The sequence below is a fragment of the Burkholderia sp. SIMBA_051 genome (genome assembly GCF_046534915.1).
In the GTDB taxonomy this organism is placed as follows: Bacteria; Pseudomonadota; Gammaproteobacteria; order Burkholderiales; family Burkholderiaceae; genus Burkholderia; species Burkholderia ambifaria.
The window spans coordinates 42,045-64,832 of sequence record NZ_JAWRXS010000005.1 but is presented as its reverse complement, the minus strand read 5'-3'; the positions used below and the strand labels follow the sequence as shown (position 1 = coordinate 64,832).

General features: G+C 62.4%; 16 protein-coding genes. 5 read left to right on the top strand and 11 right to left on the bottom strand.

From position 1 onward, the window contains the following. Positions 1 to 108: 108 nt before the first annotated feature. Positions 109 to 2,217, bottom strand: a complete 2,109-nt coding sequence (locus SB771_RS13495) for a 3-hydroxyacyl-CoA dehydrogenase NAD-binding domain-containing protein (protein ID WP_175705277.1) — start codon at positions 2,215 to 2,217, stop codon at positions 109 to 111. Positions 2,218 to 2,550: 333 nt separating this feature from the next. Between SB771_RS13495 and SB771_RS13490 the strand changes: the two genes are divergently transcribed. From SB771_RS13490 to SB771_RS13480, 3 genes are all read left to right on the top strand, one after another. After that, a complete protein-coding gene (locus SB771_RS13490) occupies positions 2,551 to 3,720 on the top strand; it encodes a thiolase domain-containing protein (RefSeq protein ID WP_175705278.1) in 1,170 nt (389 codons plus the stop codon). Between the two features lie 4 nt (positions 3,721 to 3,724). After that, on the top strand, positions 3,725 to 4,141 hold the full coding sequence (locus tag SB771_RS13485) for a Zn-ribbon domain-containing OB-fold protein (protein WP_175705279.1): 417 nt from the start codon (positions 3,725 to 3,727) through the stop codon (positions 4,139 to 4,141). Positions 4,142 to 4,290: 149 nt separating this feature from the next. Continuing rightward, positions 4,291 to 5,418: a lactonase family protein gene (locus tag SB771_RS13480; RefSeq protein ID WP_244096704.1), complete on the top strand. Its 1,128-nt coding sequence runs from the start codon at positions 4,291 to 4,293 to the stop codon at positions 5,416 to 5,418. Positions 5,419 to 5,512: 94 nt separating this feature from the next. On the opposite strand, the gene SB771_RS13475 is transcribed toward SB771_RS13480, so the two are convergent. Beyond that, the gene (locus SB771_RS13475; RefSeq protein ID WP_341770269.1) at positions 5,513 to 6,403 is read right to left on the bottom strand and encodes an SDR family NAD(P)-dependent oxidoreductase; all 891 of its coding nucleotides are present in this window, start codon (positions 6,401 to 6,403) and stop codon (positions 5,513 to 5,515) included. Positions 6,404 to 6,629: 226 nt separating this feature from the next. Here SB771_RS13475 and SB771_RS13470 point away from each other — a divergent pair, with 226 nt between their 5' ends. Beyond that, on the top strand, positions 6,630 to 7,748 hold the full coding sequence (locus SB771_RS13470; RefSeq protein WP_175705281.1) for a CapA family protein: 1,119 nt from the start codon (positions 6,630 to 6,632) through the stop codon (positions 7,746 to 7,748). A 38-nt stretch (positions 7,749 to 7,786) separates the two neighbouring features. Then, positions 7,787 to 8,563, top strand: coding sequence for an SDR family oxidoreductase (locus SB771_RS13465; RefSeq protein WP_175705282.1), 777 nt, complete (start codon positions 7,787 to 7,789; stop codon positions 8,561 to 8,563). Positions 8,564 to 8,606: 43 nt separating this feature from the next. Here the strand turns inward: SB771_RS13465 and SB771_RS13460 are convergent, their stop codons facing one another. The 9 genes from SB771_RS13460 to SB771_RS13420 all read right to left on the bottom strand — a co-directional run bounded on the left by SB771_RS13460 (position 8,607) and on the right by SB771_RS13420 (position 22,739). Continuing rightward, positions 8,607 to 9,344: an IclR family transcriptional regulator gene (locus tag SB771_RS13460; RefSeq protein WP_208448986.1), complete on the bottom strand. Its 738-nt coding sequence runs from the start codon at positions 9,342 to 9,344 to the stop codon at positions 8,607 to 8,609. A gap of 219 nt (positions 9,345 to 9,563) precedes the next feature. Continuing rightward, the gene (locus SB771_RS13455; protein ID WP_175705283.1) at positions 9,564 to 10,190 is read right to left on the bottom strand and encodes a TetR family transcriptional regulator; all 627 of its coding nucleotides are present in this window, start codon (positions 10,188 to 10,190) and stop codon (positions 9,564 to 9,566) included. Further along, positions 10,180 to 11,664 carry an efflux transporter outer membrane subunit gene (locus tag SB771_RS13450; RefSeq protein ID WP_410721185.1) on the bottom strand — a complete coding sequence of 495 codons (1,485 nt, stop codon included), beginning with the start codon at positions 11,662 to 11,664 and terminating at the stop codon, positions 10,180 to 10,182. Before SB771_RS13450 ends, SB771_RS13455 begins: the two co-directional genes overlap by 11 nt. After that, entirely contained in the window at positions 11,664 to 14,864 is a 3,201-nt protein-coding gene (locus SB771_RS13445; RefSeq protein ID WP_410721186.1) for an efflux RND transporter permease subunit, read from the bottom strand. The genes SB771_RS13450 and SB771_RS13445 overlap by 1 nt, the downstream gene beginning before the upstream one ends. A gap of 15 nt (positions 14,865 to 14,879) precedes the next feature. Then, positions 14,880 to 16,124 (bottom strand): efflux RND transporter periplasmic adaptor subunit, encoded by a 1,245-nt coding sequence (locus SB771_RS13440; RefSeq protein ID WP_175705183.1) that lies wholly within the window; start codon positions 16,122 to 16,124, stop codon positions 14,880 to 14,882. Positions 16,125 to 17,314: 1,190 nt separating this feature from the next. After that, entirely contained in the window at positions 17,315 to 18,679 is a 1,365-nt protein-coding gene (locus tag SB771_RS13435; protein ID WP_175705184.1) for a cytochrome c, read from the bottom strand. A gap of 28 nt (positions 18,680 to 18,707) precedes the next feature. Further along, positions 18,708 to 20,966: a molybdopterin cofactor-binding domain-containing protein gene (locus tag SB771_RS13430; RefSeq protein ID WP_410721801.1), complete on the bottom strand. Its 2,259-nt coding sequence runs from the start codon at positions 20,964 to 20,966 to the stop codon at positions 18,708 to 18,710. Next, positions 20,963 to 21,559 carry a 2Fe-2S iron-sulfur cluster-binding protein gene (locus SB771_RS13425; RefSeq protein ID WP_175705186.1) on the bottom strand — a complete coding sequence of 199 codons (597 nt, stop codon included), beginning with the start codon at positions 21,557 to 21,559 and terminating at the stop codon, positions 20,963 to 20,965. Before SB771_RS13425 ends, SB771_RS13430 begins: the two co-directional genes overlap by 4 nt. A gap of 415 nt (positions 21,560 to 21,974) precedes the next feature. Further along, a complete protein-coding gene (locus SB771_RS13420; protein WP_175705187.1) occupies positions 21,975 to 22,739 on the bottom strand; it encodes an SDR family NAD(P)-dependent oxidoreductase in 765 nt (254 codons plus the stop codon). Between the last annotated feature and the right edge of the window lie 49 nt (positions 22,740 to 22,788).

Below are 22,788 nucleotides of genomic sequence, written 5' to 3'. Positions count from 1 at the left end.
CGTTTTCACGTTTGCACTCATCTGCTTCACCATTTCATCGATCTTCAATACCCGGCGGCCGCCCGATCGCGACCGCCGGCGTCAACGATGCAACGCACGCGTCGCCGTTCAGCTCCCCGCCTTCGCATCACGCAACAAAGTGCCGCTATCGGCCACCCGCGACAGCAGTTCGCTCGGCTGCCAGCGCTTCCCGTAGCGTTCGTGCCATTCGCAAACCTGCCGATGGATCTCCTTCGCGCCGATCGAATCGGCCCAGTACATCAGCCCACCGCGATGTCGCGGGAAGCCGAAGCCATAGAGCCACATGACATCGATGTCGCTCGCCCGATATGCCTTGCCGTCCTCGAGGATCTTGCAGGCCTCGTTTACGGACGCGAACAGCATCCGTCTCAAGATTTCATCGTCAGTGAACTCCCGTTGCGGAACGCCGAGCTCGCTGGCGACTTCCGAGATGATTCGTCTGACCTCGGCGTCCGGACGCGGGGTGCGATCTCCTTCTTCGTACCGATACCACCCGGCGCCAGACTTCTGCCCTTTTCTGCCCAGTTCCACCATGCGGTCGGGAACGTGCAGCTTGCGGTAAGTGGGATCCGCCGCGGCACGACGCTTGCGCGTGTCGTAACTGACGTCGAGCCCGGACAGATCGCTGACGGCGAACGGCCCCATCGGATACCCGAACTCGACCATGACCTTGTCGACCTGCTCGGGAAGTGCCCCCTCCTCGAGCATCAGCATCATCTCGGTAACCAGCGGCGCACGGCTGCGGTTCGCGGCAAAACCATCGCATGTACCCGACACGACGCTGACCTTACCGAGATCTCGCCCCATTCGCGATGCGCGGACAATCGTCTCGATCGAGGACACGTCGCCCCGGACGATTTCGCACAGCTTCATGACGTTCGCCGGCGCAAAGAAGTGGGCGCCGGCAACGTCCTGCGGACGATTGGTCATCGCTGCCATCGTATCGATGTCGATCGCGGACGAATTCGTGAGCAGCAATGCACCACGCTTCATCACCGCATCGAGCTTCGAAAATACTTCCCGCTTGAGATCGATGCGCTCGAATACCGCCTCGACCACCGCATCGCAATCGGCAATTTCCTCGTAGCGTTCGGCGGTCCGGATACAGGCCATCCGAGCATCCATCTCCGGCTGCGTCAGGCTTCCTCGCTTGACTCGGACCGCGTAGGTATCACGAATGCGATTCAGACCGCGCTCCAATGCCTCGGGTGTGGCTTCTAGTACCTGCACCGGAATACCGGCATCCGCGAAGCACATCGCAATTCCGCTCCCCATCGTTCCGGCGCCGATCACGGCCGCCGATGCGATCTGCGACGGCTTGAGATCGGCCGGCACCCCGGGAATTTTTGCCGCTTCCCGCTCCGCAAAGAACGCGTAACGCAATGCGCGGGCTTCGTCCGATCCTTCCAGCTCGGCAATCGAACGCTGTTCGAGCGCGAGGCCCTCGTCGAACGGTTTGTCGATCGACGCCTCGACACATGCGATCGCATGCTGAGGCGCCTGCAATTTTCGGGCTCGCGCGAGCGCCTTCGCGCGCGCGGCATCCCAGCGAGTCCTGTCGCGCCGCGTCTCCTCGATGCGATCCGATCGATCCCGGACGCGCGGAAGCGGCCTCGCTTCGGCAACGCGCTTTGCAAGGTCAAGCGCAGCGGTGCGCAGAGCGTCCGGACTCACGATTTCGGTGACGATGCCGAGACGCAATGCTTCGTCGGCACCGACATGACGCCCAGTCACGATGATGTCGAGCGCCGCTTCCGGTCCGATCAGGCGCGAAAGCCGCTGCGTGCCGCCGCCGGCCGGAACGATTCCAATCGACACCTCCGGCAAGCCAACCTTGGCATCCGTCGATGCAATGCGGTAGTGACATGCGAGGGCATGCTCGAGCCCGGCACCTAGCGCATAGCCGTGCACTGCGGCAATCACCGGCTTCCGGCTCGCGTCCAGCTCGGCCGTACTCACGCTGCTGGTAACCGATCGCGCCTTGCCGAACTGCCGAATGTCTGCACCGGCAATGAAATTGCGCCCGGCGCCGATGAGGACAACCGCATCGATGCCAGGGTCGGCATTCGCACGCGCAACGCCATCGATGATGCTCTCCCGCATTCCCGGTGCCAGCGCATTGACGGGCGGATTGTCGATGGTGATGACGGCAACGCCGTCCTCCACGTCATATTTCACAAGCTGAAGGTCGCTCATCTCGTTTTCCATTTCGTAAGAACCATCCGGAGTTGCATGCGCGCTGCGCACGCAAATGCAACGTGTTCCGGGTGCAAGCGGGACGCCCCGTTTCGCTGGCCAGCATGTTCACGCATCCCTGTGCAACGTCGATCCGATGGTATCATGTGTTTTACTCAGTAGCATCAATTCCACTCAGTGAAACCAAAGAATCACACTGCGTCACCGGGTAAATAGACGTGTACGGCGATCTACCGGGCTAGTGAATACATTGCAGCAGCACTGGAAGCTCGTGCCACAACGCCCCGGCCGATCCGGCCGTTCCGTTTCGCAAACATGGAGGAGTGTCAACACATGACCATCAGAGGCAAGGCCTATATCGTCGGCGCGTACGAGCACCCGTTGCGCAAGGCGCCGGATCATTCGGTTGCACAGTTGCACGCGGAGGTCGCCAAGGGCGCGCTCGAAGATGCCGGCCTGGCGAAAGACGACATCGACGGGTATTTCTGTGCCGGTGACGCGCCCGGCGCGAATGCGTGGTCGATGGCCAACTACCTGAACCTGAACAAGCTGAAGCACATCGACTCGACGGATATGGGCGGCTGCTCGTATCTGATCCACGTTGCGCACGCGGCGGAAGCCATTGCAGCCGGGAAGTGCAACGTCGCGCTCATCACGCTCGCCGGCCGGCCCAACTCGGAAGGTATTTCCGGCACGCAGGTACGCGTGCGCGGCGTCAATCTTCCCGACGCGCCCTATGAGATGCCGTACAACCCGGTGACCGTAAACCTGTACGCAATGGCAGCCATGCGGCACATGTACGAATTCGGCACCACCAGCGAGCAACTCGCGTGGGTCAAGGTCGCCGCATCGCATCATGCGCAGCACAACCCGAATGCGATGCTGCAGAAAGTGGTCAGCGTGGAAGACGTCCTCGCTTCGCCCATGATCTCGGATCCGCTTCACCGGCTCGACTCGTGCGTCGTCAGCGATGGCGGCGGCGCCGTGATCGTCGCGCGCCCGGAAATTGCGAAATCGCTCAATCGCCCGCGCGTCAAACTGCTCGGCAGCGGCGAATCCACGAAGCATCAGATGGGCGGCAAGATCGATCTCACCTACACGGGCGCCGCGTGGACGGGCCCTCGCGCGTTCGAGGAAGCCGGCGTCCGCCCGTCGGACATCCAGTACGCGTCGATCTACGACAGCTTCACGATCACGGTGATCCTGCAGCTCGAGGATCTTGGCTTCTGCAAGAAAGGGGAAGGCGGAAAGTTCGTGGCCGACGGCAATCTGATATCCGGGATCGGAAAGCTGCCGTTCAATACGGACGGCGGCGGGCTGTGCAACAACCACCCGTCGAACCGCGGCGGGATCACCAAGATCATCGAGGCCGTTCGCCAGTTGCGCGGCGAGGCCCACCCGAAACTGCAAGTCCGCGATTGCTCACTGGCACTCGCCACTGGCATCGGCGGCGCGATCGGGCACCGTCATGGCGCCGCAACGCTCATCATGGAAAGAGAGTAAGCAAATGGCCACCCTGTATACAGACCGCAAGATCAACGATCCCGCACTGAACCCGGGCGACGAACCGTATTTCAACGCGGCGTCGGATGGCAGGCTCCTCGTCAAGCACTGCAACGCCTGTCACGAGCCGCATCACTATCCGCGATCGCTGTGCCCGTTCTGCTGGAGTGACGACCTCGAATGGAAGGATGCGCGCGGCCTCGGGACGATTTACGCATTCAGCGTCACGCGCCGCGGAACGGCTACGCCGTACTGCATTGCGTACGTGACGCTCGACGAGGGCACCACGCTCATGACGAACATCGTCGATACCGATCTCGATGCGGTGAGGATCGGCCAGCGTGTCAAGGTCGTGTTCAAGCAATCGGAAGGTGGCCATTCGATTCCGATGTTCACGCCGGTGGCCGACGCTCACGCATAAGACGTCGATCGCCACATCCACATCGGTGCGAACACGCCGGCAACGCGGCGGGCGTGTTCGGTCGTCTTTTAAGCCGGTTCCTGAAAACGGCGCTTATCTGGAGAATCCACATGGCAGGCGTAGCCTTATACAGCGCAGTCGGTGATGCGATGACGCACTATGACGTCGACGTCGACGCGGCGACCCTTTCGAAGAAAGCAACGATACGCGTGCCGGCCAAGGTACAGTACGCGTGGCCCCACCCGTCCCGTCCGCATCTGTACGTGTCCACCAGCAATGGCGGGCCGCGCGTGCGATCCGACTTCAACCACGTGAGCGCGTTCACGATCGCGGCGGACGGCGCGCTGTCCGCGCACGGCGAGCCGCAGGCTCTAGAACGCCGCGCGGTTCACATGTGTGTGGATCCTGCCGGGCGCTTCATCTTGAACGGCCACAATTTTCCGACGAGCGGGATTACCGTACACCGTATCGAACAAGACGGGACGATCGGCGCATCGGTCGCACATCCGGAAATGCTGGACTTTGGTATCTATCCGCACCAGGTCATGGTGTTTCCAGGCGGCTCGCATGCGTTGATCGTCGATCGCGGCAATCAGGCGCAGGGCGAGCGCGCTGAGGAGCCAGGGGCGCTGCGCTCCTTTGAATTCAAGGACGGCAAGCTGTCACCCGGTCAGATCGTCGCGCCCGACGGCGGGTACGGGTTCGGGCCGCGGCACGTCGACTTCCATCCATCGAAGCCTTGGCTCTATGCGTCCGACGAACGCACCAACCGGATCTATCTGTTTCGTTTCGCCGGCGGTGTGATCGATCCGCACCCGACCTGTACAGTCGACACGTTGGCGGAACCGCGCCGAGTCAATCCGCGCCAGCTCGGCGGCCCGATCCATGTCCACCCGAACGGTCGATTCGTTTACGTGGCAAACCGCGCCGACCATACGGTCGACTTTGCAGGCCGGAAGGTGTTTGGCGGCGGAGAAAACAACATCGCCGTGTTCCGCATCGATCCCGACTCCGGCAACCTCGAGCCGATTCAGCACGCCGACACGCAGTCGTTTCACGTCCGGACGTTCGCATGCGACCCGAGCGGTCGCCTCCTCGTCGCAGCCAGCATCAAGGCACTCGCGGTTCGCCGCGGCGACGACGTCGAGGTCACGCCGGCGGCGCTCTCCGTATTCCGGATCCTCACGGATGGACGACTCGAGTTTGTACGGAAGTACGACGTCGATACGCCGGATGACCAGCTTCAGTACTGGATGGGTATCGTCGGCGTCCGCTGATTTGCTGTTTGTGCGTGCATGCCTGATCGGGCACGCACGCACAATGGGACTGCGGGAACCGGGGTGATGCTCCACTCCGGTCACGCGAACCTCTTCAGATCCTGTTCAGGATGCGGCCGCCGTCGACCAGCATCGAAATACCCGTGACGAAGTCGGCTTCCTCCGATGCCAGAAACAGCGCGGCATTCGCCACGTCCCACGCGGTTCCCTGCCGGCCGAGCGGCACCTTCGCGTTACGTTCGGCCTCCACCTGCTCGCGCGGCTGGTTCCATTCGCGCACGCGCGTCTCGACGGCCATCGGGGTAGCGATCAGTCCAGGCAAGATGCAGTTCGCCCGAATACCGAAGGGCGCATTCTGCAGTGCCAGCTGTTCGGTAAATGCGATCACGCCTGCCTTGGTTGCCTTGTAAACCGCATACGGATATTTGCCGAGTGCGGCAGCCGACGCAACGTTGACGATCGCGCCGGAACGCTGTTCCCGCATGATCGCGACCGCATGCTTGCATGCGAACATCGTGCCGCGCAGATTGATGCGGCAAATGTTGTCGAATTTTTCCTCGGTGAGCTCCATCAGGTCTGAATCGCCGCCGCCGAGGCTCACGCCCACGTTGTTGTGCAGAATGTCGAGCGTGCCCCAGCGCTGCTTCGCTTGCAGCATGGCTTGCCCGAGCTCGCTTTCGCGCGTCACGTCCGCTGCCGCCGCCACCGCTTCGAACCCTTCGCTGCGGATCAGGGCCGCCGTTTCTTCAGCCGATTCGAAATTCCTGTCGACGGCGAGGACGCGGGCGCCCTCTCGCGCGAAGCGCATCGCCGTCGCACGACCGTTTCCGAATCCTTCGCCGGGGCTCTGCCCGGCACCGATGACTACCGCTACCTTGCCTTCGAGCCGCTGCGGCGGCGTCCAGCCGGGACCGTGATGAGTTGAATTCATGAGGCTCTCCTGTGCTCCTGTCTCCAAGGTTGAAATCGTCCGCCGTCCCGGCACGAGAAATACTCCGGGCCCCCCTTGCATCGTGCGTCGAATACTGCAGCGAACAAGTGTGGCCTGCTGCCCGGCCAGGCTCGAACATGCCGGTTTCCTGCGTTGAAAGTAATGCTATCATAGGTTCTGTTTATCGGTACCAGTTCCACTCATCAGAACCAAACGACCCAATCGCCCTGCCTGAATCGAACGACCGGGTGAGCGCGATTGGATATATGCTGGAGGAGCAATGACACACACCGCCTCGCTGCTCATCGCAGGAGATTGCGGCCCGGTTCACGGGCCGGACGAGGGTTTTCCGATCGATGGCTACACGGCGCTCGTCCGCCCCGCACTGGAGCGCGCCGACTTCCGCTTCATCAACTGCATGCGGGCGTATTCGGCCCGCGGCGTGAAAACCGAGCACGCGCCGCAAGTCTGCCAGCCGGTCGAAATGGCGCAGATCTTTACAGGCGGGCTTTTTGACGCGGTCACCCTCGCAAACAACCATAGCTGCGATGCGGGCGTGGACGCAATGCTGGACACCAGGACGTTGCTGAACGCACATGGCGTCCAGGTAACGGGCGCGGGCAAGAACCGCGAGGAAGCGCGGCGCGCCGCGATCGTCGAGAAGAACGGCGTGACCGTTGGCTATCTGGGCTATACCTCCGTCGCTGCCAAGGGTAGTGAGGCCGGACCGGACAAGCCGGGCGTCATGAACATCGGGATCGCAACGCAATACGAGACGCGCGGCCCGCATCAGTCGGTACGTGTACGCACGGAGCCCGACCCGCGCGATCTCGGCATGTTGCAGGAGGACATCGCGGTGCTGCGGAGTCAGGTCGATGTCGTCGTACTCGCGTACCACGCCGGCGTGATTCGCCTACCGCGCATCATCCCCGACTATCAAGTCGCCGTGGCTCACGCGGCGATCGATGCCGGCGCCGACCTCGTCGTCGGACATTCCCCGCACATCCCGAAGGCGATCGAGGTTTATCGAGGCAAGACGATCTTCTATAGCCTCGGCGTGTTCGCGATGACAAAGCCGTTCGCCGCGCCGTCATGGCACGACGAACCGGCCTGGGCGCACGGCGCCGTGCGCAACCATACGGATCTCGATCCCGAGTATCCGTTCATGCCCTACGGCAAGGCGTGCACGCTCGCGCTGCTGGCAAAAGCGACCCTTTCCCATGAAGGCATCGTACGCACCTCGTTTCTTCCGATGGCGATCGACAAGCAATATCGGCCGGAGATACTGCATCCGGCCGACCGCCGATTCGCGGAAGTTCTCTCCTATATGGAATGGGTATCGGAAGACATGCCGCATCGTTTCAGCGTCGAAGGCAACGAAGTCATCATTTCGGCCTGACCCGACCAATCCCCTCCCCGAGCATTGCGAGAACCTTCATGGATTTGGGAATCAACGGAAAAACTGCCCTCGTGACCGCCTCGAGCGGCGGAATGGGCAGAAATATCGCCCACGCCCTCGCGGCTGAAGGCGTCAACATCGTGCTGTTTGCACGGTCGGCCGACAAACTGCGTGCCGTTGCGGACGAGATCGAACAAAAGTACGGCGTACGGGCGCTTCCGGTGGCTGGAGACATGCGCGTGAGCAGCGACGTGGAGAACCTCTCGGCCGCGATCGAACGCGAATTCGGTGGCCTCGACATCGTCGTCGTGAATACGAGCCGCCCGCCCAACCCGATACGCGCGACGCTGGACGAAACCGACGAAGCCAGATGGAACGAGGCGTACCAGAATCAGCTCTGGAGCACCATTCAGGTTCTCCAGCGAATGACGCCGACGATGCGCGAACGCGGCTGGGGGCGCATCATCGCGATTACCTCCGCATCCGTGAAGTCACCGATGCCGCACCATAGCCTGTCGACCGTCTTCCGCGCTGGTGTCACTGCCTACATGAAGCACCTTGCCAACGAACTCGGCGATCGAGGCATCACGGTGAACTGCGTCGCCCCGGCACTCATCGAAACACCGCACCGCAGCGGCAGCGCTGCGTATACGGCCGAACAGGCGGAAGCGCGCAAGAAGCTCACGCCGCTGGGACGCATGGGTTCCCAGGAGGAACTGGCAGGGGTGGTGACGTTCCTCGCGTCCATGCAGGCAGGGTTCATCACGGGCTCGACCGTCGCCGTCGAGGGAGGCATGATCGGCTCGCTCTTCTGACTGCCATACGCGGCAACGCGCAGCCGCCGGCAACAATGTGCCGCTACTGCGCCTTGCCGCCGTACTGACGCGAAATATCGGCCGCCGACGTCACGGCGAGCTTGATGAACTCCTTTTCGTGCATTTGCATCCGGACGGTCGGCGCGCCGACCGACAGGCAATAGTGCACTTCCTCGTTGAAGTCCTTGATCGGTGCCGAAATCGCGGAAATGCCGAGGAGTCGCTCGCCATGCGAAACGGCGTAGCCTTGGTCACGCACCTGCGCGAGTTCCTCGAGCACGTCGGTTTTCGTCATTTTTCGCGCTCGTGCGACGCTGGCCACGATCGGCGTGAGGTCGGTCTTGGGCAGATAAGCCATCAACACCTTCGACGCGGAACCCGCCAGCAGCGGAATCTGCTCGCCGGCCTGAACGACCGCCCGCAGCGGTGCCGTGCCTGTGGACACGGCATCGATGCACACGCGGTTCCCGCCGTTGACCGTGTGAATCGACACGGTTTCCTTCGTCTGCTCCGCCAGTTCGAGCAGGAACGGCCGCGCAATCTCGCGAATCGTCAGTGTGCTTCGAACCAGGCCGGCCAGTCTCGTAAAACGAAATGACAGGCAGTACTGGTTGTCCTCCAGGCGGACGAGATACCCGGCACGCTCGAGACTCTGGACGATTCGGAAGGTCGTGGATTTCGGCAGATCGATACGATCGGCGATCTCCTGCAACGACAGGCTGCTTCTTTCAGCGCTAAAGCTCTCGAAGATGGCAAGGATACGTTGGACTGAGCGCATCATATCGGCAGCATTCCCTCTCGAAGGTTATTGGAAGTCGGTATGCTACATTGCGCGTTCTGGGGGTACCCGCGCCCCCACGGGCGTAATGTCTCTGTAACGCGCATGTTACCACGCAGTTTCAGTGATCGGCACGCGTTCCAATTGATGCGCGAAATTGCGGCGGGGCAAGCTTGCTCATGCCTGCGGTATCTAGATCAACTCTGCGAAGCCTGAAGCAGCTTACGAATTCATCGTCTCTGCCGCCCGCCGCGCCATGCACGCCGCGGTAGTCCTGATGTTGCGCGGCTGCGCCTGCATCGAGATCAGCCTTGCATATCCGACAAGAAGCGCTTGCAACATAAACGCGTCCGTTTCGGGTGCTCGCCGCGCCTTTGAATCGGTGCCGTCCTGATCAGCACGGGATTTCTTGATGACTTCAGAGAGGGCCTCGTGCATCTCCTGAAACAATTCTCCGACCAGAAACGCGGTATCAGGATCTTCGAGAAATACACCATAGTTTGCGATCCACCAGCCGATAGATGTGCCGTCGCCGAGCTTCATCCTACCGTCGGTTAACGTCATTCGACAAAAGCGGGTGACGTTGCGGGACGCCGCGGCACTGCTCGCGCACTGCGCCAGCTCAAGCAGATCCTGTCTCAGCCCGCGCTGCAATCTCACGAATATTTCACGCAGCAAATCGCTCTTGCTGCTGAAGTGCCAGTACACGGCACCGCGCGTGACTGTCGCGGACTTCGCAATGTCATCGAGGGTGACGGCCTGAAATCCGTGCTCGACAAATAGACGCTCACCCGCATCCAGAATAGCTTCGCGGGTGAGCAATGCACTGCGCTTGGTCTTACGAACCATCGGAAGCGACCGTCTGGTCCGGCGCGCGCGGCGTCTCGCCCGCACGCTGGATCCAGCCGCCGCCCAGCGCGCGATACAGCGTGACCAGGTTCGTCCAGCGGGCCAGACGCGCGTTGATCAGCGTCTGCTGTGCCGAGTACAGATCGGTTTGCGCGGTCAGCACCGACAGGTAGCTGTCGACCCCGTTCTTGTAGCGCAGGTCCGACAGATCGAAACGACGCTGCTGCGCGTGCTCGTTGCGCTCGAGCGCGGCGATCTGCTGGTCGTACGTGCCGCGTGCCGCCAGCCCGTCGGACACTTCGCGGAACGCCGACTGGATCGCCTTCTCGTAGTTGGCGATCTCGATGCGCTTCTGCACGTTCGCGAGGTTCAGGTTCGCGATGTTCTGCCCGCCTTCGAAGATCGGCATCGTGATCTGCGGCGCGAACGACCACGCCGCCGTGCCGGCCTTGAACAGCCCGCCGAGCGTGGGGCTCCCGGTACCGAACGCGCCCGTCAGCGAGATGCGCGGGAAGAACGCCGCGCGTGCCGCGCCGATGTTCGCGTTCGCGGCCAGCAGCGTCTGCTCGGCCTGCATCACGTCGGGGCGACGCGTCAGCAGGTCCGACGGCAGGCCGGCCGGCACGTCCGTCAGCAGGTTCTGCGCGTCGAGCGGCATGCCTGCGGGCAGATCGTCCGGCAGCGGCTCGCCGACCAGCAGCACCAGTGCATTCAATGCCTGCGCACGCGCGCGCGCCTGGGCCTGCTGGTTCGACAGCGCCTGCTCGACCACCGTCTGCGCCTGACGCAGCTCGAGCTCGGAGCCCGTGCCGTTGTCGAACTGCAGCTTGGTCAGGTCGTACGACGCCTGCGCGGTCTTCAGCGTATTTTCCGTGACCTTCAGCAGGTCGTCGGTCGACAGCAGCGTCAGGTACTGATCCGCGACCTGCGACACCAGCGAGATCTCGGTGGCCTGCCGTGCATACGACGTCGACAGGTACTGCGCGAGCGCCCGGTCCTTCAGGCTCTGCACGCGGCCGAACAGATCGAGCTCCCACGACGCGGACAGGCCGACGTTGTAGGCGCGCGAGATGTACGGCGCACCGGTCTGCGAAAGGCCCTGCGGCACGCGCTGGATATTGCCGGTGCCCGTGCCGTCGAGCGTCGGGAACAGGCCGGCGCGCGTGATCTGGTACTGCGCGCGCGCCGCCTCGATGTTCAGCACCGCGACGCGCAGGTCGCGGTTGTTCTTCAGCGCGATCTCGATCAGCCGCTGCAGGCGCGGATCGACGAAGAATTCGCGCCAGCCGATGGCGGTCGCAGCTTGCCCGTTCGCGCTGCGCGCGCCGGCAGCACCCGGCTGCGTCGCATAGACGCCGTCGGCCGGGTACGCCTGCGCGACGGGTGCGTCGGGCCGCTTGTAATGCGGCGCCATCGTGCAGCCCGTGGCAAGGAGCGCGACCGCGATTGCAGTCAAAGCGTGTTTTTGCATCATCACTGTCCCTTGTTGCCTTCGTCGCCGTTGCCCGGCTTCTCTTCGTGGTGCGAGTGCTCCTGAGCCAGGCGCAGCGCCTCGTCGACGTCTTCCTTCTCGCCGCTGAAGATCGCGCGAATCTTCACGAAGAACATCGGGATCATGAAGATCGCGAGGAACGTCGCCGTGATCATCCCGCCGATCACGCCGGTACCGATCGCGTGCTGGCTCGCCGAACCCGCGCCGTTACTGATCGCGAGCGGCATCACACCGAGAATGAACGCGAGCGACGTCATCAGGATCGGACGCAGCCGCAGACGCGCCGCTTCCAGCGCGGCCTCGATCGGCCCCATCTTCTCCGTCATCTGCAGTTCGCGCGCGAACTCGACGATCAGAATCGCGTTCTTCGCGGACAAGCCCACCGTGGTCAACAGGCCGACCTGGAAGAACACGTCGTTCTCGAGGCCGCGCATCGTCGCCGCGAGCAGTGCGCCCACGACGCCGAGCGGCACCACCATGATCACCGAGAACGGGATCGACCAGCTTTCATACAGCGCCGCGAGACACAGGAACACGACCAGGATCGAGATCGCGTACAGCACCGGCGCCTGCGAGCCGGACTGGATTTCCTGGAACGACAGGCCGGTCCACGAATAGCCGATACCGACCGGCAGCTTGCTCACGAGCCCTTCCATCGCAGCCATCGCCTGACCGGTCGACTTGCCTGCGGATGCTTGCCCCTGGATCTCGATCGCCGAGATCCCGTTGTAGCGCTCGAGCTTCGGCGAACCGTACGTCCAGTGGCCGGTCGCGAACGCGCTGAACGGAACCATCCCGCCCGAGCTGTTGCGCACGTACCAGATGTTCATGTCCTCCGGCGTCATCCGGAACGGCGCATCGGATTGCACGTACACGCGTTTGATTCGGCCATCGGTATCGAGGAAGTTGTTCACGAACTGCGACGCCCATGCGATCGAGAACGTCTGGTCGATCGCCGATGCCGTCACGCCGAGCGCATTCGCCTTCTCGCGGTCGATGTCGACCTTATACTGCGGCGTGTCGTTCAGGCCGTTCGGACGCACCAACGCCAGCGTGGGGTCCTTCTCGGCCATCCCGAGCAACTGGTTACGCGCCGCCATCAGCGCATCGTGGCCGAGACCGGCGTTGTCCGTCAGCTCGAAGTCGAAGCCGGCCGCGGTGCCGAGCTCCGGAATCGACGGCGGATTGAACGGAATCACGACCGCATCCTTGTACCGCGAATAATGCGCGGCGGTGCGCTCGATCAGTGCGGCGACCTTTTGTGACGCACGTTGACGCTGCTCATACGGTTTGAGCTTCACGAAAACGAGTCCGGCGTTTTGACCGCGCCCCGCAAAACTGAAACCGTTGACGGTGAATACCGAATCGACGGTATCCTTCTCCGCCGTCTTCATATGCTCGGTAATATTATCGAGCGTGACGCCGGTCGTTTCCTGCGTGGAGCCCGACGGTGTCTGCACGATCATGAACATGTAGCCCTGATCTTCGTCGGGCAGGAACGACTTCGGCAGACGCACAAACAGGAAGCCCACCGCGACGATCACGACCAGGTAAATGAGCATCCATCGGCCCGAGCGCTTGATCACGTGATGCACGCCGCCGGTATAGCGATCGCGGTTGCGATCGAACGTACGGTTGAACCAGCCGAAGAAGCCTTTCTTCTCTTCGTGATGCCCTTGCGGGACTGGCTTGAGGATCGTCGCGCACAGTGCAGGTGTCAGGATCAATGCAACGAGCACCGACAACACCATCGCCGACACGATCGTCAGCGAGAACTGACGATAGATCGCGCCGACCGACCCACCGGAGAATGCCACCGGCACGAACACCGCCGACAGCACGAGCGCCACACCGACGAGCGCACTCGTGATTTGCTCCATCGCCTTCTTGGTCGCTTCCTTCGGCGAGAGCCCCTCCTCGACCATCACGCGTTCGACGTTTTCGACCACCACGATCGCATCGTCAACCAGCAGGCCGATGGCGAGCACGAGGCCGAACATCGACAGCGTGTTGATCGAGAAGCCCGCAAGGCCCATGATCGCGAACGTGCCGAGCAGCACGACCGGCACCGCGATCGTCGGGATGATCGTCGCACGCAGGTTCTGCAGGAACAGGTACATCACGAGGAACACGAGCACGATGCCCTCGATCAGTGTCTTGACGACTTCCTCGATCGACAGCTTCACGAACGGCGTGGTGTCGTACGGATAATGCACCACCATCCCCGGCGGGAAGTACTTGGAAAGTGCCTCGACCTGACTCTTGAGCAGCTTCGCCGTGGCAAGTGCATTGGCGCCCGTGGCCAACTGGATCCCCAGGCCCGCGGTCGGCTGGCCCATATACTTCGTGTCGAACGTATAATTTTCCGAACCAAGCGCGACCCTGCCAACATCCTTCAGACGCACCTGCGAACCGTCCTGGTTGACCTTCAGCAAGATGTTCTCGAACTCCTGCGGCGTACGCAGCAGTGTCGCTTCGGTCAGCGTTGCCTGCAACATCGTACCGGGCTTCGCCGGCGTACCGCCAAGCTGACCCGCAGCCACCTGTACGTTCTGTGCACTGATCGCAGCCGTCACATCGGCCGGCGTAAGCTCAAAGTTCGTCAGCTTGTTCGGATCCAACCAGATTCGCATCGCGTATTGAGATCCAAGCAGGAAGGTACGCCCGACGCCGTTGGTCCGGCTCAACGGATCCAGCACATGCGACGCAACATAGTTCGTCAGATCGTCCTTGGACATGCTGCCGTCTTCGGAGTTGAACGTGAACCACAGCAACCAGTTGTTGCTCGATTTCGTCACCTGCAAGCCAAGCTGCTGCACGACCTGCGGCAGGATCGGTGTCGCGAGCGATAGCTTGTTCTGCACCTGAACCTGCGCGACATCCGGATTCGTGCCGGGCGCAAACGTAATGGTGATGGTCGAGTTTCCCGAGTCGTCGCTCGTCGACGACATGTACAGGAAGTTGTCGAGACCGCTCATCTGCTGCTCGATCACCTGCGTCACCGTGTCTTCCACCGTCTTCGCGGAGGCGCCCGGATAACTCGAGGTGATCTGGATCGCAGGTGGCGCGATATTCGGGTATTGCGACACGGGAAGCGAAAAAATCGAAGCGATCCCGGCCAGCATCAATACAATCGCGATCACCCACGCGAAGATCGGGCGATCGATAAAAAACTTTGCCATGAAACAGGCTCCCTGTTATTGCGCGCTCGAAGCAGCGGCAGCGCTTGCCGGCGCAGCACCCGATGCGGCGACAGCCGAAATGGCTGCGGCGACTGGCGCGGCGGATGCGGCTGCACCCGATGCCGGCAACTGCGCGGCGACCGACTTCACCGTCGCGCCCGGACGAACCTTCTCGACGCCCTGCACGATCACGCGGTCGCCCGCTTGCAGGCCGCCTTCGACGATCCAGTTCCGACCTTGCATGCCGGTCGTCTTCAACTGACGCGTCTCGACCTTGTTGTTTGTGCCTACGATCAGAGCGACCGGTAGACCCTTCTGGTCATGCGTGACGCCGATCTGTGGCACCAGGAACGCGTTCTCGTTCACGCCTTCCTCGATCCGTGCGCGCACGAACATCCCCGGCAGCAGCACGCGGCCCGGGTTCGGGAAGACCGCGCGGATCGTCACCGAGCCCGTCGTCTGGTCGACCGTCACGTCCGAGAACTGCAGCTTGCCGGCGTCGGAATAGGTCTTGCCGTCCTCCAGGATCAGCGACACCTTCGCCGCGCCCGGGCCGCTCGTCTTCAGGCGGCCGCTCTGCACGTCCTGGCGCAGCTTCAGCCCCTCGAGGCTCGACTGCGTCAGGTCGACATAGACCGGATCGAGCTGCTGCACCGTCGACATCAGCGTCGCCTGGCTCGCCTGCACGTAGGCGCCCGGCGTGACTTGCGAAATGCCGACGCGGCCGGTGATCGGCGACACGACGTCCGTATAGCCGAGGTTGATCTGCGCGGTATCGACCGCTGCCTTGCCGGCCGCGACGTCCGCCGCCGCCTGGCCTTGCGTGGCCACCGCGTTGTCGTAGTCCTGCTTGCTGACCGCGTTCGCGGCCACCAGCACCTTGTAGCGCGCGACCAGCGCGTTCTGCGTGACGAGGTTCGCCTGCGCCCTCGCGAGCGTCGCCTTCGCGCTATTCAACGCTGCGATGTACGGTGCAGGATCGATCTTGTAGAGACGCTGGCCGGCCTTGACGTCGGTGCCTTCGGTGAATTCACGGCGCAGCACGATGCCGTCGACCCGTGCGCGTACTTGCGCAACCAGGAACGCACTGCTGCGGCCGGGAAGTTCGGAAATGACCGGGACCGATTGCGGCCGAACTGTCACCACGCCCACTTCCGGTGTAGGCGATTCAGGCGGCGGACTCGCTTTTCCGCAAGCTGCCAGCGTTGCCGCCGCAGTCGCGGCGAGAATAAAGCGATTTGAGATCCATTCGATCTTCATGGTGCAACCTCTGAGAATTACAACGAATCGGTATCGGTCGGCGACGAGTACCCGAAACCGACAAGGTCAGGCCCCGCGAATTGACCCGGCATTTGCACTGCCCGCGCCACCGTCCGGCGTCACCGGCACACGACACCGCCGGTAGCGACTCGCAGTCACTACGAGACGCTCGTGTCATGAACGGCGCCACACGACTCGGGCGCGACGCATCGTCTAACCGCCAGAATCGCGAACGCTGCGCATAGGCTCGGAATGGCGACGCCTTGCTCCCGGACAAGTCCGGTGAGCATCGCGCCGCGCACTAGCGATATCGGGTTGAATTGGTACGGAAGGAACGCAAGCCGACGATCGGTCTGTCGGCTTCGTACGGGATGCGTTATTGGCCGATCATGTGTTGGTCATCGACAAGACGCCACTACATCGAGCGGAACCTGAACGCGGCATGCGCCAACGCAATCGATGCGATCAACCGATCGGCGATCCGGCGTGATGAAATTGAACCCTTGAAATTGACGCGGCCGGCGTTGCGGGAAACGAATCGATTCGGAATGCGCACGTGCAATTCCAACCGCCGCCGTAGATGAAAAACGCATTGTTTCAGCTCCAGAAAGCTCTTCCTTGCGCACGCTCGCGTGCACTGAACGTCATGACACCCGGAATCGCACGCACCTTGCGTACTGTCCGCTGCGTCACCTCGTCTCCTGCGCCTTGCGGCGCGAGCCTCCTGATTCCGAAATCGCGACGATGAATCTCGCGCGACACCGATGGATCATGCTTCTGCGACGGGATCGATCGCCCATCGTTTGAACGTCGCAGTCCTTACTTCGTGACTGTCGGCGCAAACACCTACGAAAAGTGCGTCGGCTTTCGACGACGAAAGAAATGTACCAGCGTCACGACTATCCGATAAGCCGCCTGGGGCCGAATGGTCCTATGAACGGAAATCATCAATCGATCACATTGGGATGGTTCGAGAAAACAGTGCGCGATTTGGGCGCAGACAACTCCATTGCGGGCACCCTGTCGACTCAAGCCCCGCCGACACCAGCCACCGAATAATGAAATCGCACGCTAAAGAAAACGGCAGAACGCATCGCACCGATCATCGAGCATCCGCGGCACCAGGCATGCACACCTGGCGATTTGATTACGGCCTGACGGGTCACAATCGCACCCGCCAGGCCGCTGATTCAACGCATCTGAAGGACGATTACGTTGCTGCTGGCCGGATTCGTCCGCTCGCGAAGGTGTTTCACCTCGTCAGCCTTCACCACCCCGCCGCGGTTACCCCACGACGTCCGGACGAACGTCAGCACGTCCGCAATCTCCTGATCCGAAAGCTGCTTGCGAAACGGCGGCATGCGATACGCGTCCGGAACGCCAGCCGCAACGACACGGCCTGAGCCGTTTAACGTCACGTTGATAGACGACACGTTCGTGCCGGCCATCGACGACGCGGCGCCTGACAAGGGCGGTATCCACTGCCCTTGTCCGCGTCCATCGATGCCGTGGCACGCGCTGCATTTCGCCATGAACGTCTGTGCGCCAGGTACCTTCAACCGCTGATCGAGCGCGAGATGTCCGTTGGATGCCGCATCGTATTGCCACGGGGCGCCGTCGCGTGCCGGATCGCCGGGCAGCGACTTCAGGTAGTGCGCGACTGCACGTAGATCGTCGTCCGTCATGTATTGCGTCGAGTTGTTGAACACGTCAGCCATTGAACCGAACACGACGGCATGCGGATTCCGCCCCGCCCTCAGGAAACGAAAGACGTCGTCTTCGCTCCAGCGGCCGAGCCCGGTGTTCGCGTCGCCCCGCAGACTCGGCGCATACCAGCCGTCCAGTTCGGCGCCGGCCAGATAGAGTGCGCTACGCTCGTCGAGTGCCTTCTCGTTCATCGCCACGCCGCGCGGCGTGTGGCAACTGCCGCAATGGCCGAGCCCCTGGACGAGATGGGCACCCCGGTTCCATTGTTCGTCGGCTGCCGCTTTCGACTGATAGGCTCCCGGCTCGGTGAATACGGCATTCCACAGCGCAAGTGGCCACCGCATGTTCAGCGGCCAGGGGATATCGCTTCGCTTGTTTTCCTGCCGAACCGGTTGCACACCGTGCATGAAGTACGCATACAGCGCGCGCACATCATCGTCAGCCAGCTTCGAGTAGGACGGGTAAGGCATGGCCGGATAGAGCCGATGGCCGTCGCGAGCAACGCCGTGTCGCAGTGCGCGGTCGAAATCCGCGAGCGTATAGCTACCGATGCCGGTTGCGCCGTCGGGTGTAATGTTCGTCGCGAAAATCGATCCCATCGGCGTGGCCATCTCGAGACCGCCCGCGAACGGTGCGCTGCGCGGGGTACTGTGGCACGCGACACAGTCGCCGAGCCGCGCGACGTATTCGCCATGCCTGATCAGTTCGGCCGACGGTACACCCGTATCGGCAGCACCGTCGAACGGCGACGCCGGCGAGCGGGTCGAGAACCAGGCGATGCCGGCCGCTGCGACAACGCAGGCCGGCAGCAGGATGGCGAGGACCTTCTTCAAGCAGTTTTTCGTCATTGTCTGGCGTGGCTTTCCGGGCAGGATGTCAGGTGTTGAAGGTGTAGCGCGAGAGCGGCATGCTGCGAATACGCTGACCGGTCAGCCGGGCAACCGCATTGGCCACTGCCGGCGGCACGGCAGGCAACGGCGGCTCGCCGATCCCGCCCATCTTTTCGCCACTCTCGATGATCCGCACGTGTACGCGCGCCATCCGGGCGGGCGGCAGGATCGGGTACATGTCGTAGTTGCGCGCGGTCGGCACACCCTTTTCGTACGTCACCTCTTCCAGCAGGACCTGAGACAGTCCAAGTGCCACTGCACCGCTCACCTGCGCCTGGACGATGGCCGGGTTGACGATGCTGCCAGGATCAATCGCCTCCCAGATATCGTGCACCTTGACTTGCCCTTGCTCGATCGACACCTCCGCAATCACTGCCGTCTCGGTACCGAAGGGACTTGCCATCGCAACTCCACGCGCGCGACGCGTTCCGTCGCTTGCCGTAAACGGTCCGCGCTTCCAACCTCCGGACTTTTCGCCCACCGCACGCAGCAGATTCGTGAGCCGCTTGTTGCCGCTCAACATCCGCATCCGCAAGTCATACGGGTCGTGCCCCCCCTCGTCGGCCAGTTCATCCAGGAACGTCTCATAGAAAAAGTCGTTCATCGAATTGCCGACCGAGCGCCAGTAACCTTGCACCATCGGACTCTTTACATAAAGCCGAGCGATCCGGCGATCCGGAATCGCATATTTCTTGCCGGCCAGCCCTTCAACGGCACTGTGATCGACTGTCTCGCCTCGCTTGTTGCTGAGCGCTTCGGTCGGACCTTCGGTGACCGTCACCGCTTCGAGGGCGATCGGCAGCCCCTGGGCATCGAGTCCGCCACGGAAGCGCACCGCGGCCATCGGTCGCAATGCATCGCGCAGGAACTCTTCCTCGCGACTCCAGATGACCTTGACTGGCCGCCCGACGGCCTTTGCCAGCTGAATGGCCTGCGGATACACGAGCGCCGTGTCGTAGAGAAAGTGGCGTCCGAAGAATCCGCCAAGGAGCGGGGAATGGATGATCACCTTCTCGGCAGGCAAGCCCGTACGCTTGACGATATCGGCCTGGAACATCTCGGGCGCCTGATTGGGTATCCACAGTTCGAGCGAGCCGTCCGCGTTGAATCGCGCGAGCGCCGACGGCGGTTCCAGTTGCGCATGATTCAGATACTGGCTGTGATAGGTCGCGTTGACGACCTTCTTCGCACGCTTGAATGCAGCATTCGCGTCTCCAACAACCTCGGCGTCGTCGCCGACGCCCGGCTCATTGGCGAGGCGCTGTGCGAATGCCGCGGTCGAGAAATCGGCCGGCATGTAACGCACTGCGGAATCCGCCCCCGGCTCCCGCCAGTCGACCTGAAGCGCCTCCGCCGCGCGCTTCGCATCCCACCACCGCTCGGCCACCACCGCGACTGCGCCCGGCAGACGGTGAACGGAATGCACACCTTTCATCGCGCCGACCTGGGCCTCATTGCGGATCGCACCCACGGTCAGTCCCAGCCGGGGAGCATGCTGAACCACCGCCTGCAGCATGCCGTCGACGCGACTGTCGATGCTGTACATCGCCTTGCCCGTCGATTTCTGATGCACGTCCACACGCTGGACCGGCTTGCCGATCCAGCGGAATTGCGCCGGGTCCTTCAACTTCACACTTGCGGGATCCGGCACGGGCAAGTCCATCGCATGCGATGCGAGCTGCCCGTAATCAAGCGAGCGACCGGACGCGCGATGGATCACCTTGCCCGGTTCCGTGCTCAGACCATCGACCTGGACGCGCAGTTGAGCCGCAGCCGCCTGCAATAGCATCTGCCGCGCAAGCGCGCCCAAACGGCGCATCGTCGGATAGCTCATGCGCACCGACATGCTGCCGCCGGTAATACGCATGCCGTTGCTCATCACCTTGTACTCGGCACCGGGCGGCGCGCTTTCTACGACAAAGCTGGCAGGATCGGCATCCAGCTCCTCGCCGACGATTTGCGCCATCGCGGTAAAGATCCCCTGCCCGCCTTCCATGAACGGACTGAGAAAGCGGATCGAGTTGTCGGGACGAATCTCCAGAAACGCCGGAACACGCGTCCCTGGCGTCGTGGTCGCCGCAGCGCCGGCGGCGCGCGCGGCGCGCACCGGCAAACCGAAGCCAAGAACCAGCGCGCCCGCAGCGGTTCCCGCACTCGCAACAAGGAAACGGCGACGTGAAATGTTCGTCGGCTCGTCGATCGGAAAGACGTCGCTCGGAGCGGACGTGTCAGCCAGCTTCGTCATGCGTCACCCCGCTCTTCTTCGCTGGTGCCGGAGGCCTTGCTCGCGATCGCCCCGACCGCCGCGATACCCGCTAGCGTCGCGGTCACTGCCGTGGCGGCATGCTGCGTCGTCGGATTGGACGGATGAGCAACGGCAGCATGTGGGTTGGAACCGCCCGATAGATCGTTGACTGCCGCGTGAATCGCGTTGTACGTTCCGCAGCGACACAGATTGATCATCGCTGCCGCGACTTGCTCGTCGGAAGGATGCGGCGTCTGCTTGAGCAGCGCGGTCGCTGCCATGACCTGACCGGATTGACAGTAGCCGCACTGAGGAACCTGGTGCTTGACCCACGCCGCGACGACGCGCTTGCCGACGTCGTCTTCTTCGATGGCTTCGATTGTCGTGATCTTGCGCCCCGCCACACCTTCGACAGGTGTCACGCAGGAGCGCATCAGCACGCCGTCAACCATGACGGAGCAAGCTCCGCATTGCGCGAGACCGCAACCGTACTTGGTTCCAGTCAGGCCGAGTTCGTCGCGAAGCGCCCATAACAGGGGCGTATCGCCATCGGAATGGACCTCGTAGGTCTTGCCGTTGATTTGGAGCTGCATGGCTCTCCCATCTTCTGAGAATGAAATCCCGGTACCACGTTGTGGCCAAGTGCCTCAAAACGGGGTACTCCGTGGTAGCGGTCGATCCTAGCACTCACGACCATTCCGATTAACTACACCGTACAGATAGATCCTATTAGCATTGCTCATGAGTCTCTTGCGGACGACCTCGATCCTCGCGGAATCAATCCAGATAAGTCCTTTCCGCATCTTGCTGAGCAAATTCAGATCACCCTTTATCTGTTTTTATGGACACCTTATTTATTTTTCTTATATGCTCGCTTTCTGAAAGCAGTTTTGACGCGCGCCGAGATCCACCTATGCCACGCCGTACAAGCGAAAACCCCGTGGGTTACACCAACTACGTCGCCAACGGGAGTCGAAGCTTACGGCCGGACCCCGTATATCGGCAGCATCAAAAAAGCGGAACGCCGGTCAGTTCGACAAGCGAGTTCATGAGCTTGTCCTGAAACCGCACATCCGACGCCTCCGCGGCAGGCGTCCGTAGCTGGCGGTGATGCCAGTAGCCGCCACTCGTCACCGCTGCCGAATCGTTGCTGGTAGCGAGCCAGGTTTGCGTGAGGTGCCCCAGTTCGAGATCGTCCGGCGCGCCAGAGCCGCCCATTCGCGTCGGCACCCAACCGGGATCGACCGCGTTGCTCAGGACGTCCGGCCAATGGCGTGCTACCGCAAGGGCCAGTGCCGTCACATACAGCTTGCTCTCCGAGTAGGCGAGGTCCGAACTCCATCGCCGCTCCAGCCAATCGATGTCGCCCAGCGCGCCGCGCACAACCCGGTGCATGCTGCTGCTCAGATATACCAGCCGGGACGGGCGCTCGATCAGCGCGGTCAACAGATAAGGCGCAAGGACGTTGACCGCGAGCGTGCCGGCGTGCCCGTCGGCCGTGGTATTGCGACCGGACAGATAGGCGCCGGCGTTGTGAATCACGGCATCCATCCGGCCCAGCGCGTTGACCCGATCGGCCATTCGTCGAGTCTCGACACTGCTCGACAAGTCACCGATCACCACACCGATCACGCGTCCGGCAAGATCGTTCACGGCGCGCGCCCGCTCTTGCGAACGCGCGTGCAGCAACACCTGATGCCCTTCTTCGATCAAGGTGGACGCCGCCGCGTGTCCGAGGCCGTCAGTACTGCCAGTGATGAATATGCGTGCCACAATACTTTCCCTTCACCGAGTCGGCTTCGAATCCAGTGCGAACGCCGCC